Annotated in this window: 10 protein-coding genes; 2 read left to right on the top strand and 8 right to left on the bottom strand. The window is 60.5% G+C overall.

All coding sequences use genetic code 11. The features are described from left to right. Positions 1-38: 38 nt before the first annotated feature. The 3 genes from BLU52_RS12090 to BLU52_RS26815 form a co-directional block, all read right to left on the bottom strand. On the bottom strand, positions 39-1,217 hold the full coding sequence (locus BLU52_RS12090) for an MFS transporter (RefSeq protein ID WP_090283419.1): 1,179 nt from the start codon (positions 1,215-1,217) through the stop codon (positions 39-41). A gap of 879 nt (positions 1,218-2,096) precedes the next feature. After that, a complete protein-coding gene (locus BLU52_RS12085) occupies positions 2,097-3,476 on the bottom strand; it encodes a UDP-glucose dehydrogenase family protein (RefSeq protein ID WP_090283417.1) in 1,380 nt (459 codons plus the stop codon). 70 nt (positions 3,477-3,546) lie between these two features. Further along, positions 3,547-3,852: a hypothetical protein gene (locus tag BLU52_RS26815; RefSeq protein ID WP_167359875.1), complete on the bottom strand. Its 306-nt coding sequence runs from the start codon at positions 3,850-3,852 to the stop codon at positions 3,547-3,549. A 55-nt stretch (positions 3,853-3,907) separates the two neighbouring features. Here BLU52_RS26815 and BLU52_RS12080 point away from each other — a divergent pair, with 55 nt between their 5' ends. Then, complete coding sequence (locus tag BLU52_RS12080) at positions 3,908-4,753, top strand: site-specific integrase (RefSeq protein WP_408003563.1); 846 nt, start codon at positions 3,908-3,910, stop codon at positions 4,751-4,753. A gap of 6 nt (positions 4,754-4,759) precedes the next feature. Here the strand turns inward: BLU52_RS12080 and BLU52_RS12075 are convergent, their stop codons facing one another. The 5 genes from BLU52_RS12075 to BLU52_RS12055 all read right to left on the bottom strand — a co-directional run bounded on the left by BLU52_RS12075 (position 4,760) and on the right by BLU52_RS12055 (position 11,838). After that, positions 4,760-5,311 (bottom strand): PqiC family protein, encoded by a 552-nt coding sequence (locus tag BLU52_RS12075; protein ID WP_090283414.1) that lies wholly within the window; start codon positions 5,309-5,311, stop codon positions 4,760-4,762. 17 nt (positions 5,312-5,328) lie between these two features. Beyond that, positions 5,329-6,984 (bottom strand): PqiB family protein, encoded by a 1,656-nt coding sequence (locus BLU52_RS12070; RefSeq protein ID WP_090283412.1) that lies wholly within the window; start codon positions 6,982-6,984, stop codon positions 5,329-5,331. A 775-nt stretch (positions 6,985-7,759) separates the two neighbouring features. After that, the gene (locus BLU52_RS12065) at positions 7,760-9,061 is read right to left on the bottom strand and encodes an NAD(P)/FAD-dependent oxidoreductase (RefSeq protein ID WP_090283410.1); all 1,302 of its coding nucleotides are present in this window, start codon (positions 9,059-9,061) and stop codon (positions 7,760-7,762) included. Continuing rightward, complete coding sequence (locus BLU52_RS12060) at positions 9,058-10,146, bottom strand: polyamine ABC transporter substrate-binding protein (protein WP_090283408.1); 1,089 nt, start codon at positions 10,144-10,146, stop codon at positions 9,058-9,060. Before BLU52_RS12060 ends, BLU52_RS12065 begins: the two co-directional genes overlap by 4 nt. 333 nt (positions 10,147-10,479) lie before the next feature. Continuing rightward, entirely contained in the window at positions 10,480-11,838 is a 1,359-nt protein-coding gene (locus tag BLU52_RS12055) for a glutamine synthetase family protein (RefSeq protein ID WP_090283406.1), read from the bottom strand. Positions 11,839-12,000: 162 nt separating this feature from the next. Here BLU52_RS12055 and BLU52_RS12050 point away from each other — a divergent pair, with 162 nt between their 5' ends. Then, a complete protein-coding gene (locus BLU52_RS12050; RefSeq protein WP_090283404.1) occupies positions 12,001-12,900 on the top strand; it encodes a helix-turn-helix domain-containing protein in 900 nt (299 codons plus the stop codon). The last annotated feature ends 9 nt before the right edge of the window (positions 12,901-12,909 follow it).

Raw genomic sequence — 12,909 nt, 5'->3', positions numbered from 1 at the left:
CGATGCTGACAAATTCATATTAATGCAGATTTAGTGCATTATTTTTGAATTGAAGCGACGCGGCGTCCGCTGATGAAGCACAGATAACCGCCCGCTGCTGCCAGCGCACTCAGGGCATAGAACATGCTTGGTGCCGCCGTGTGCATCAACAGAAAGCCGCAGATGACTGGACTCGCCGCACCGCCGAGCGCGGCGAGGTTCTGCGCGCCGTAGTAGCTGCCGCGCAATTCTTCCGGGGCGAGGGTGTCAACGAAGAGAAAATCGGCCGGGTAGATGATCATTTCGCCGAGGGTGAAGATGAACATCGCCACGCACCAGCCAACGAGGCTGTCGGCCAGACTGAAACCGATCAGGCCGACGATGAACAGCGCGGTGCCGCCGGCAATCCAGTAACGCAGGTGTTCGCGGCTGAGCAAGCGGCCGACCTGATATTGCAACAGGATCACCGTGATCGCGTTGCAGGCGAGCAGGGCGGCCATGGTGTCGAGCGTCTGTTGCTGGGTGTGGGTGACCAGCAGGTATTGCGACAGGTACAGGGTGAAGCGCCCGTGCACCAGCGTGCTGAGCAGGCAGCCGAGGGTGAACAGGATCATCGTGCGGTCGTTCTTGAGGATGATCAGGGTGTTGAGGAAACTCTGTGGTGGCGTGAGGGTTGCGGCCGGACTGGCTTCCCGGGCAGCGCCGAGCAGAAGAAAAATACTGCCGATGGCGATCATGCCCGCAACGATGAAAGGCGCCGCCGGCTGCACACCGGCGATGACCACGCCGATCATCGGGCCGACGGCGTAGCCGATGTTGGTCAGCGTGTAATTGAGCGAGAACGCCTTGACCCGTTGGCCTACCGGCAAGTTTTCGCTGAGGATGGCTTTGGAGCCGATCAGGAACAGCGCCGAGGCGGTTTCGCTGATGATCAGCACCAGCGTAACCAGGTAGAGGTTTTGCGCGAAGGTGAGCAGGATCATACCGATGCCGCTGGAGAGCATGGTGAGGATCAGCAAGCGGCGTTTGTCGAGCCGGTCGATGATGTAGCCGCCGTACAAGGACAGCAGCGTGGCGCTGAATACGGCGATGCCCAGCAGCAGGCCGACGTCCTGGGGGTTGAGGCCGAGTTTGTTGCTCAGGAACAAGGTCAGCAGTGGGCTGATCAGGGCGCGGCTGACGACGACGCTCAGGGAGCTGATCATCAATCGGCGGATGAGGGGCGAATAGGTGGCCACGAAGTTTGAATGTCCTTGTTTCAGAGGCTTGGCGGGCGTCAGTCATCCTCCCTGTGCGTCTGCTGGCGGTCAAGGGCCATACTGCGAATCCGGGTACATATCCGTTGCTTCGGTAACGGCTACTTAAGGTTCCGCTCTTACAGCGGGTCACCTTTTTCAAACGCCGGAGTGCCGGCCCAGCAAAAAGGTAACCCAAAACGCTTGCTCCTACGTACGGCCCTCGCAGGCTCGGGTCCCTTCGCTTCGGGACTGATCCGGGCGCAGCGGCTACGGTTTGCTGCGCTGCACCTACTTCCGCTGTGTACGACTTCGTCGTACGGTCGCTGCGCTCCCACGCCCGGATCAATCCCTCCACTCAGCCTTCCGATGTCGCTGGTTAGGCAAGATCAAGAGCACTCGAGCTAACGCTCATTGTTGAGTGGTTAGAAGCGTGGTGTTTGGCTTTGGATTTGTGGTGTGGCTGCCCCTCACCCCAGCCCTCTCCCCGAGGAGAGGGAGCCGATTTTTGGGCCGTTCAAAACCTGAGTTCGACTCGGTACTGCAGGTCGGCGTATGCCTTCCAATCAACACGGTCAGTCCCCTATCCCTCTGGGAGAGGGCTAGGGTGAGGGGCTTTGATTTTTGAGAATTGCGTACGACTCGGTATCCCACGTCGGCGTACCTCTCGCATCCACCCCGATCGGTTCCCTCTCCCTCTGGGAGAGGGCTAGGGTGAGGGGCTTCGATTTTTGAGAATTGCGTACGTCTCGGTATTTCACGTTGGCGTATCTCTCGCATCCTCCTCGGTCAGTTCCCTCTCCCTCCGGGAGAGGGCTAGGGTGAGGGTTGGCGTTGTCTGTTTGGAATGAACTTGAAAAGACTGCGCATAAACAGGACGACTCAAGCCACATCCGATGCATGCGGCCATTGTTGTAGCGGGATCGGCAGTTGCCGCGATTCGCCGCGGCCCATGGCGAAGTAGTGGAAGCCGTTGCGGGCCAGGCGTTCGGGGTCGTAGAGGTTGCGGCCGTCGAAGATCACCGGGCTGTTGAGGCGTTGTTTGATCAGGTCGAAGTCCGGGGCTTTGAAGGGTTGCCATTCGGTGCAGATGATCAAGGCATCGGCGCCGGGCAGGACCGATTCGGGGGTGCCCATCAGTAGCAGTTTCGCTTCGTCCGGGTAGAGGTTCTGGGTTTGCTGCATGGCTTCGGGGTCGAAGGCGCGGACGCTGGCGCCGGCTGCCCATAACGCTTCGAGCAGGACCCGGCTCGGTGCTTCGCGCATGTCGTCGGTGTTGGGTTTGAACGCCAGGCCCCACAGGGCGAAGGTCTTGCCGCGCAGGTCGCCGCGGTAGAACGCGTTGATGCGCTCGAACAGCTTGTGCTTCTGGCGCTGGTTGATCGCCTCGACCGCTTGCAGCAAGTCGCTGGAGCAGTGCGCTTGTTCGGCGCTGTGGATCAGCGCGCGCATGTCCTTGGGAAAGCACGAGCCGCCATAGCCGCAGCCCGGATAGATGAAGTGATAGCCGATGCGCGTGTCGGCGCCGATGCCCTGGCGCACCGCTTCGATGTCGGCGCCCAGGTGTTCGGCGAGTTCGGCGATCTGGTTGATGAAGCTGATCTTGGTTGCGAGCATGCAGTTGGCGGCGTATTTGGTCAGTTCGGCGCTGCGCAGGTCCATGAACATGATCCGGTCATGGTTGCGGTTGAACGGCGCATACAGATCGCGCATCACGTCGCGCACTTCGTTGCCTTCGCAGCCGATGATGATGCGGTCCGGGCGCCGGCAATCGGCAACGGCCGAGCCTTCCTTGAGAAATTCCGGGTTGGAGACAATGTCGAACTGCAGCAACCGGCCGACCTTGATCAGGGCCTTTTCGATGTGCGCGCGCAACGTGTCGCCGGTGCCCACCGGCACTGTGGATTTCTCCACCACGATCAGCGGTTGCTCACGGTGCCGGGCAATCGCGTCACCCACGGAGAGCACGAAACGCAAATCCGCCGAGCCATCCTCACGCGAAGGCGTGCCCACGGCGATAAAAGCCACCCGGCCGTGCTGCACGGCGAGTATTTCATCACTGGTGAAGTGCAGGCGTTTGGCGTCCAGGCCCTCGCGCACCAGGTTCGCCAGCCCCGGCTCGAAGATGCTGACGTGACCCTGGCGCAACTGGTCGATCTTGTGCTGATCGACGTCCATGCACACAACATCATGGCCCACCTCGGCCAATACTGCCGCTTGCACAAGACCCACGTAACCGCTGCCAAAGACCGTGATTTTCATAGGACACTCCTGAACCGGACGGGTGTTCATGCCGTGAGGTCAGGATAGGCAAGGGCATGTTTCAATTTGCCTACTGTTTTGCGCGACGCGACTTCCTGGCGGTGCAGACAGGCAGGCGATGCTGACGGCCGTTCACTTGGCGCAGGCGCAATGCCAGCACCCGGTTGTCTGAAAAGCACTGAAATTCAAAGGGTTGGGCTACCTGCCGGGGAATGCCTGATTGACTTTCACGCGGTCGGGCGGCAGGTTGTAGGCCTTTTTTTGGGGCAGCCCGGCACTTGCCCGTTTTTGTCATCGTGTCGTTTTGTTGAACTGTTTTTTTACCAAGGCCGTTTCGTTTGATTGACTTGTCGAGTACTGAATCCACCGCGTCCATCACCAATCCATTGACGCTTTACCTGACGCGCCTGGCGCCTTCCAGCCAGTTGACCATGCGCTACGTCTTGCAGGACGCGGCCGATCGCCTCGGCTTCGAGGACGTGGACATCGAAGACATCCCCTGGCACGGCCTGCAACCGGAAGATGTCGTGGCGCTGGTCGCCGCATTGCGCGAAGACGGCTACGCGCCGAACACCTCTTCGCTGTACGTGAACGCTGTGCGCGGGGTGATGAATGAAGCCTGGCGCATGAGCCTGATCAGTCAGGATCATCTGTTGAAGATGCGTTCGGTCAAGTCCATCGCCGGTACGCGCCTGTCCCAGGGGCGCAACCTCAAGCGCACGCTGATTCACGAATTGATGGAAGTCTGCGCCGCCGATCCACGTCCGCAAGGTCTGCGCGACGCGGCGGTGATTGCGCTGCTGTATGGCACCGGCATGCGCAAGTCGGAGTCGGTGGATCTGGATTTGAATCAGGTCGACTTCAGCGAGCGCAGCCTGACCGTCACCGGCAAGGGCAACAAGCAGTTGATCAAGTACGCGCCGACCTGGGCGTTCGCCAAGCTCAATGCCTGGCTGGAACTGCGCCGTTCGCAGCTCAAGGAAGGCGAGAGCGATGATGCGTTTCTGTTCAACCGCATTCGTCGTGGCAACCACATCACCCGCGAGCGCATCACCAAACACGCGATCTACTACATCGCCCGCCAGCGTGGCACGCAGGTCGGGGTGAAGATCATGCCGCACGATTTCCGTCGCTCATTCATTACGCGGGTTATCGAAGAACACGACCTGTCGATCGCGCAGAAACTGGCACATCACAGCAACATCCAGACCACCGCCAACTACGATGTGCGCGATGACAACGAGCGGCGGCGGGCGGTGGATCGTTTCGATCTGTGAGATGAGTCAACCCGCGGCTGGGCAGCCGCGCGAATGGCTGGCGGCCTGAGTGATCTGTGCGGCGAGTCGTTTGACGTTGTTCTGCTGCGCCGTCACCAGATCCTCAATGCTCGGCCCCGACGGTGTCTGCAGGATCGAGCGACAGGTCAGCAAGTCGGCGTCAGGCTCACCGAGCGCACGCAAGCGCCATTTCACGTCAATCAACGCGTATTGGCCGGGAATCGAGTCGAAGCGCTGCACGTCGACGCGCACCGACGAGCGTTGCTGGCCCGCGCCATTGCTCAACTGGTCGAGCAGGGCGCTGCGCAGTTCGTCGATCAGGCTGGCCCCCCACCAATCGGTTTCGAGAATCGCCAGACCACTGTTGCCTTCACGGATGACGATTTGCGGCCGATCAACCTGCGGCGGCACGCTGATGCTCTCGATGGCGATGTCCGCACCACTGCGGCCGGCGCCTTGATGCACCGGGGTCAGGGTGTGAAAGCTGATCGGGTCGCTGCGGCAGGCGCCGAGTAGCATGATCGCCGCGAGCACGCTGAGTTTCAGCGGTAATGCCATGGGGTTCGCTCCTGTGCTCAATTGCGTGGCGGTCCTTTGAGGTCCAGCGGGGCGGCGTTGTCGGGCCGTCCGCGAATCAGCGATTCCGGATGCCGGCCAAGGTAATCCGACAGTTCACGCAGGGAGCGCGACATGCGTCCGAGTTCGTCGAGGGTCTGCCCCAGTTGCTCGCGCTGCGGCGAATCTTCGGCGAGGGTCGAATTGGCCGACTGCAAGGTTTTGCTGACGTCGGCGAGGGTGCTTTGCACGCTCGGCAAGGTCTTGGCGTTGAACTGACTCAGGCCTTTGCGCAGCTCGACCAGATTGCTGTCGAGGTTGCTGGCGATGCGTTCCACCGGCAGTGCGTTGATCTTGTTGACCATCGCTTCGAGTTTTTCTTGCAACTGTTCGAGGCTGCCCGGGACGGTCGGAATGCTGATCGGCCGGGCTGTTGCGTCGAAGGCGACTTTCGGCGCTTTCGGGTAGAAATCCAGCGAGATGTATAACTGCCCGGTGAGCAGGTTGCCGTTGCGTGCCTGCGCGCGCAGACCATTTTCAACGAATGTGGCGATCAGGCGCGCGCCCGTGGCTTCGTCGTTTTCGTCGCCCTTGTAGGTCTTGAGGATTTTCGCGTGGGCGCGGCCCAGGCGTTGCGGATAAATAACGATGCCGACGTTCACCGGAAAGGTTCGCTTGACCTCGTCAAAGTCCAGATTGACCGCCACTACCCGGCCAATCTCGACCCCCAGAAATTCCACCGGCGCATCGACCTTGAGCCCGCGCAGGGCCTGATCGAAACGCAGGGTCAGGTATTGCGCCTTGCCATTGGGTGGGGCGAGGGCAGTGGTCTGGTCGGCGAACAGTTCGTAGTCGCGGTCTTCAGCGGCGGTGGTGTCATTGGGGCTGTAATCCGGCGCGCGGAAAGCGATGCCGCCGACCAGCAGGGTCGACAGCGATTCGGTTTTCACCGCAAAACCGTTGGCGCCGACGTTGACGTCAATGCCGCTGGCGTTCCAGAACCGCGTGTTCTCGGTGACGTAGGCGTCGTTGGGTGAGTTGATGAACACTTCGATGTTGACGCCTTTGCCGTCGGCATCCAGCGAATACGACACTACCTGGCCGACGGGAATCTTGCGGTAGTAGACCGGCGAGCCGATGTCCAGCGACCCGAGGTCCGGCGCGTGCAGGGTAAAGCGTTTGCCCGGCTCGCCATAGGTGATCGGCGGCGGGTTTTCCAGACCGGTGAAGTGCTTGGCACGGTTGTTGGCCTGACCAATGTCGGCGCCGATGTAGTCACCGGAGAGCAGGGTATCGATGCCCGACACACCGCCCGCGCCGATACGTGGACGCACCACCCAGAACTGCGAGTCTTCGCGGGTAAAGCTCTCGGCCTGTTTGGCGAGTTTGATCGTGGCGTTGACGTTTTTATGGTCGTCGGCCAGTTCGACATCCGAGACATGCCCGATGACCACGTTGCGGTAGCGCACTTCGGTCTTGTTGGCGGTGAGGCCGTCACCGGTCTTGAAGGTGACGGTGATGGTCGGGCCTTCCTGGAGGATGTTGTGCACCACCAGCGAGATGCCCACGAGAACGGCCACGATGGGCACGATCCATACCAGTGAAACGCCGAAACGGCGGGTCTTGATCGGGGCCTGACCGGGTGCTCGCGGCTCGTCGCTGGCTGACGACTTCATCCATGTCCTCCTTAATTCATTGGGCACTGAGCGTCAGGAACGCAAAAGCACTTCATCAATATAGAAGTGCCTTGCGATAGAGCAAACCGAAATAGCCAATTCCCCCCAGCCCCAGTGGTGAACACATAACCCAGGCAACCCCCAGTTCCCTGTAGGAGTGAGCCTGCTCGCGAAAGCGGTCTGTCAGTCACAACCGTTTCAACAGCCCCACCGCCATCGCCAGCAGGCTGGCTCCCACAGGATTGCGGGAGAACTCGAAACCCAGGCAACCCCCAAATTCCCTGTAGGAGTGAGCCTGCTCGCGAAAAGCGGTCTTTCAGCCACAACTGCTTCCACAGACCCACCGCCATCGCCAGCAGGCTGGCTCCCACAGGATTGCGGGTGGACTCGAAACCCAGGCAACCCCCAAATTCCCTGTAGGAGTGAGCCTGCTCGCGAAAGCGGTCTGTCAGCCACAACTGTTTCAACAGACCCACCGCCATCGCCAGCAGCCTAGCTCTCACAGTTTTTGCGGGTGAACTCGAAACCCAGGCAACCCCCAAATTCCCTGTAGGAGTGAGCCTGCTCGCGAAAGCGGTCTGTCAGCCACAACTGCTTCCACAGACCCACCGCCATCGCCAGCAGGCTGGCTCCCACAGTTTTTGTGGTGGACTCGAAACCCAGGCAACCCCCAAATTCCCTGTAGGAGTGAGCCTGCTCGCGAAAAGCGGTCTTTCAGCCACAACCGTTTCAACTGCCCCACCACCATCGCCACCAGGCTGGCTCCCACAGTTTTTCAGCCGAGCAATTCGCGCAGCCGATACCAGAACATCCCCAATGCCAGCAGCGGCGAGCGCAGTGCCGGGCCGCCGGGGAAGGTCATGTGCGGCACGCGGCTGAACACGTCGAGACCTTGGCTGTGTCCGGCGTGGATCGCCTCGCCGAGCAGTTTTGCGCACCAGTGCGTGACGTTGAGGCCATGCCCGGAGTACCCCTGCGCATAAAACACGTTCGGCTGCTGCTTGAGGCGGCCCACCTGCGGGAAGCGATTGGCGGTGATGCCGATCTTGCCGCCCCACTGATAATCGATGCGCACATCGGCCAGTTGCGCAAACACCTTGAGCATTTTCGGCCGCATGTACGCGGCTATGTCCGCCGGATCGCGCCCGGAATAGTGACAAGCACCGCCAAACAGCAAGCGCCGGTCGGCCGAGAGCCGGTAGTAATCGAGGCCGACTTTCTGGTCGCACAGCGCCAGGTTCTGCGGGATCAACTGCGTAGCGCGTGCGGCGGACAACGGCTCGGTGGCGATGATGTAGCTGCCCGCCGGCAGCACCTTGCCGCTCAGGTGCTGTTCGAGCTCATCGAGATGTGCATTGCAACCGAGCACCAGACTGCCGGCGCGCACCGTGCCGCCCGCGCAGCGCACCTGCACGGTGGGGCCATGGACGATTTCCAGCACAGGGCTTTGCTCGAAAACCCGCACACCGAGCGCAGCCGCCAGACGAGCCTCGCCCTGCACCAGATCCAGCGGGTGCAGATGCCCGGACCCCATGTCGACCAGTCCGCCGGCATAACCCTCGGCGTTGACCACTTGCTGACGGATCAGCTCAGGGCCGACCAGACGCGTTTCATGGGCGTAGCCGAGTTTGTCGAGTTCAGCCTGTTCTGCCTGAAACGCAGCAAACTGTGCGCGGGTATTGGCCAGCTCACAGAAGCCCCAGCGCAAATCGCAGTCGATCTGATGATCAGCGATACGCTGGCGCACCAGCTCCACCGAATCGATGCCCGCGCGCCGCAAATACGCCACGCCTTCTTCACCGACGTACTTGGCGAACCCCGAAACGTCATGGCCGATGCCGCGAATCAATTGACCGCCATTGCGCCCGCTGGCGCCCCAGCCGATTCGCCGCGCCTCGAGCAGAATCACCGAAAGCCCACGCCGCGCCAGTTCAATCGCCGTGTTGACCCCGGTGAAACCGCCGCCGATCACGCAGACATCAGCGCTCAGATCTTGTTCGAGAACCGGGTAATCGGTACTCGCTCGCGCCGATGCGGCGTAATAGGAGCGCGCGTGTTCCTGGATGTACTGATTCATTTGTTCGACTTCACTTTGCTCCACGAGCGGGTCATCAGCCGCATGATCGCCTGCGGTGGCGTCGAGGAAATGTAGAGCTTGTCGAGCACCGCTTGCGGCGGATAAACCTCGGGGTTGTTGACCAGTTCCTGGTCCATGAACGGCTTGGCGGCCGGGTTCGGGTTGGCGTAACCGACCGCGGCGCTGACCTTGGCGATCACTTGCGGATCGAGCAGGTAATTAATGAAGGCGTGGGCTTGCTTGGCGTTGCTGGCGTCGGCCGGAATCGCGAGCAGGTCGAACCACAGGTTCGAGCCTTCCTTGGGAATGGCGTAAGCGATGTTCACGCCGTTGTTGGCTTCCCTGGCGCGGTTGGCCGCCTGGAACACATCGCCGGAATAACCGAACGCCACGCAGATATCACCGTTGGCCAGGTCGGAAACGTATTTCGAGGAATGGAAATAGGTGATGTAGGGGCGAATGCTCAGCAGCTTGGCTTCGGCCTTTTTATAGTCTTCGGGGTTTTCGCTGCGTGGGTCCATGCCCATGTAATTGAGCACGGCGGGGAACACCTCGTCGGCGGAATCCATCATCGACACACCGCAGGCGCTGAGTTTCTTCAGGTTTTCCGGCTCGAACAGCACCGCCCAGGAGTCGATATGGTCGATGCCCAGCACTTGCTTGACCTTGTCGACGTTGTAGCCGATGCCGTTGGTACCCCACAGGTAGGGGACCGAATGGGCGTTGCCCGAATCGTTTTTCTCCAGCAACTCGAGCAGTTTCGGGTCGAGGTTTTTCCAGTTCGGCAGTTGCGAGCGATCCAGTTTGAGGAACGCCCCGGCCTTTACCTGGCGTGCGAGGAAATGGTTGGACGGCACCACCACGTCGTAGCCGGTGCGTCCGGCGAGCAGCTTGCCCTCAAGGGTTTCGTTGGAATCGAACACGTCGTAGATGACTTTGATCCCGGTCTGACTCTGGAAGTCGGCGAGAGTGGTTTCACCGATATAGTCAGTCCAGTTGTAGACGCTGACCTGGGGCTGGGCTTGCGCCACGGCACTGAACACCACGCTCAGTGCAACCGGGAGTACGGATTTCAACAGACGCATATCGACACCTCTTCAAATTGTTGGATTTCTTGGGCGTTACACGATTCATGTGTGAGTGTTGTCAGGTCTTGGGTACACCGCCATTCCAATGTAGGAGCCAGCCTGCTGGCGATAGCGGTGTTTCAGACGACATTGATGTTGGATGTGCCAACGCCATCGCGAGCAGGCTCACTCCTACAGGGGTTTGGGGGTGTTAGCGGGTTTGTGTACACCTCCTTTTCAGTGTGGGAGCCAGCCTGCTGGCGATAGCGGTGTTTCAGGCGACATTGATGTTGGATGTGACGACGCTATCGCGAGCAGGCTCGCTCCCACAGGGATTGTGCAGGGTCGGGGTTAAACGCTTAGCAGGAGGAACTCGCGCTCCCATGAGCTGATCACACGTTTGAAGTTTTCGTGTTCGGCGCGTTTTACCGCGACGTAGCCACGCACGAACTTGGCGCCCAGGTACTCGGCCACGGTGGTGCATTCTTCCATCTGGGTCAGCGCTTCTTCGATGGTGATCGGCAGGCGCAGGTTGCGGCGCTCGTAAGCCCGGCCCTCGACGGCGGCGCTCGGTTCGACCTTCTCGACCATGCCCAGATAACCGCAAAGCAGGCTTGCGGCAATCGCCAGATACGGGTTGGCATCGGCGCCGGGCAGGCGGTTTTCCACGCGCATCGATTCAGGTCCCGAGGTTGGCACGCGCAAGCCAACGGTGCGGTTCTCTTCACCCCATTCAACGTTGACCGGCGCCGAGGTATCGGGCAGGAAGCGGCGGAACGAGTTCACGTTGGGCGCGAACATTGGCAGCACTTTGGGGATGTACTTCTGCAAACCACCGATGTGCTGGCGGAACAGCTCGCTCATGCTGCCGTCGGCGTTGGCGAAAATCGGCTGGCCGGTGGCGATGTCGACCACACTCTGGTGCAAGTGCATGGCGCTGCCGGGCTCGTCGCCGATCGGCTTGGCCATGAACGTCGCGGTGACGTTGTGCTTGAGCGCCGCTTCGCGCAGGGTGCGTTTGAACACGGTGATCTGGTCGGCCAGATCCAGCGCGTCGCCGTGGCGGAAGTTGATTTCCATCTGCGCCGGGCCGTCTTCGTGGATCAGCGTGTCGAGGTCCAGACCTTGCAGTTCGCACCAGTCGTAGACGTCTTCAAACAGCGGGTCGAATTCGTTGGCGGCATCGATGGAAAACGACTGCCGGCCACTTTCCGCACGTCCGGAGCGGCCCAGCGGTGCCTTGAGTGGCAGGTCCGGGTCTTCGCAGCGCTGGGTCAGGTAAAACTCCATTTCCGGCGCGACAATCGGCTTCCAGCCCTTGTCGGTGTACAACTGCAGGACTTTCTTCAGCACGTTGCGCGGCGACAGTTCGATCGGATTGCCGAACTTGTCGAAGGTGTCATGAATAACGATCGCGGTCGGCTCGATTGCCCACGGGATCACATACACAGCGTCGGACACCGGCTTGCAGACCATGTCGATGTCGGCCGGGTCGAGCAGGTCGTAGTAGATGTCGTCATCGACAAAATCCCCGGTTACCGTTTGCAGCAGCACACTTTCCGGCAGGCGCATGCCGCGCTCATGCAGGAACTTGTTGGTCGGTGCGATCTTGCCGCGGGCGATGCCGGTCAGGTCGCTGACCACGCATTCGACTTCGGTAATCTTGTGATCTTTCAGCCACGTGAACAGCTGATCGAAAGGGGCATTCATAGAGACCTCGTTATTGGTTTTGTAGACGCCGGGGAGGGCGGGTTTCATCTTCCGCCCCTTCCCCTGTGGCGCGTTGGCGTCTATCTTGGGCGCGGCTGGTGAATCCATCTATCCACTTTAAGCAGCACCCAAGCGCACCAAAAGAGTGCGCAAGGTCACCTCATGACAACGTGCAATCCGCTTCAGGTTCAAGCCTTCAACACCGCCGATGTGGCCGAGCAAGTGCGCGCCACACCGGGCTGGGTCCAGCATTACCAGCAGATGTCGCCGGGGCATTTCGCCGGGCAGATCCGCTATCTCGATCTGCAGGGCGTCGAGGTCTACGAAGAGCAGATGAATACCCGGGTCGAGCAGAATTTCAGCGCGCCGTCCGGTGCTCTGGCGTTCTGTTTTGATCGCAGCGACAACGCGCTTTACCTGCTCAACGAAGAGAGCCGCAACATCTGGATTACCCCGGAGAATTACCAGGAAATCGCCGTGGTGTTTGGCCCGGCATTCGTCCGTGAGCACGGGCTGGATGTGGCAAAACTCGATGGGCTGTTCATGGCGCCGCTCACCTGCGGACAGAACGCCTTGTTCAGTCGCTGGTTAAGCTCGACCCTCACGAAGTTGTCGCAAACCATTGATATGGAAAGCAAAGAGGCGCTGACTCAACAGCTACTGGAAGACTGTCTGTTCATTCTCGACAACGCGCAGGCGCGCCTCGATCGAAGCGGCCTGCAACGGCGCGGCGAAGAACGGATGATCATGAAACGCGTGGGGGAGTGGGCGGCTGATTCGCCGGAAGATGCGCTCAATCTGCTCGAGCTGGCGCAGGTGGCGGGGGTATCGCTACGGCAATTGCAACAGGCCTTCAAGGCCTACACGGGGATGACGCCAAGCCACTGGTTACGCTTGCGTCGGTTGAACAGCGCGCACCGCGAACTGCTCAGGCGCCGACCGACGGAAACCACCGTGGCCGAAGTGGCGATGCACTGGTCGTTTTGGCATCTGGGGCGTTTTTCCAGCAGCTATCGGGCGCTGTTCAAAGAGCTGCCGAGCGAGACGCTCAAGCGCGGCTGACGCTGGGCG

This window comes from Pseudomonas granadensis (genome assembly GCF_900105485.1).
Taxonomy (GTDB): domain Bacteria; phylum Pseudomonadota; class Gammaproteobacteria; order Pseudomonadales; family Pseudomonadaceae; genus Aquipseudomonas; species Aquipseudomonas granadensis.
Note: the sequence above shows the minus strand (reverse complement) of the source record. Positions and strands in the feature narration are given on the sequence as shown.

Excerpts from the sequence above, each read along its gene's own strand:
- BLU52_RS12065 (WP_090283410.1), bottom strand. The coding sequence starts at position 9,061 with ATGAATCAGTACATCCAGGAACACGCGCGCTCCTATTACGCCGCATCG.
- BLU52_RS12075 (WP_090283414.1), bottom strand. The coding sequence starts at position 5,311 with ATGGCATTACCGCTGAAACTCAGCGTGCTCGCGGCGATCATGCTACTC.
- BLU52_RS12085 (WP_090283417.1), bottom strand. The coding sequence starts at position 3,476 with ATGAAAATCACGGTCTTTGGCAGCGGTTACGTGGGTCTTGTGCAAGCG.
- BLU52_RS12060 (WP_090283408.1), bottom strand. The coding sequence starts at position 10,146 with ATGCGTCTGTTGAAATCCGTACTCCCGGTTGCACTGAGCGTGGTGTTC.
- BLU52_RS12080 (WP_408003563.1), top strand. The coding sequence starts at position 3,908 with ATGCGCTACGTCTTGCAGGACGCGGCCGATCGCCTCGGCTTCGAGGAC.
- BLU52_RS26815 (WP_167359875.1), bottom strand. The coding sequence starts at position 3,852 with ATGGACGCGGTGGATTCAGTACTCGACAAGTCAATCAAACGAAACGGC.
- BLU52_RS12055 (WP_090283406.1), bottom strand. The coding sequence starts at position 11,838 with ATGAATGCCCCTTTCGATCAGCTGTTCACGTGGCTGAAAGATCACAAG.
- BLU52_RS12050 (WP_090283404.1), top strand. The coding sequence starts at position 12,001 with ATGACAACGTGCAATCCGCTTCAGGTTCAAGCCTTCAACACCGCCGAT.
- BLU52_RS12070 (WP_090283412.1), bottom strand. The coding sequence starts at position 6,984 with ATGAAGTCGTCAGCCAGCGACGAGCCGCGAGCACCCGGTCAGGCCCCG.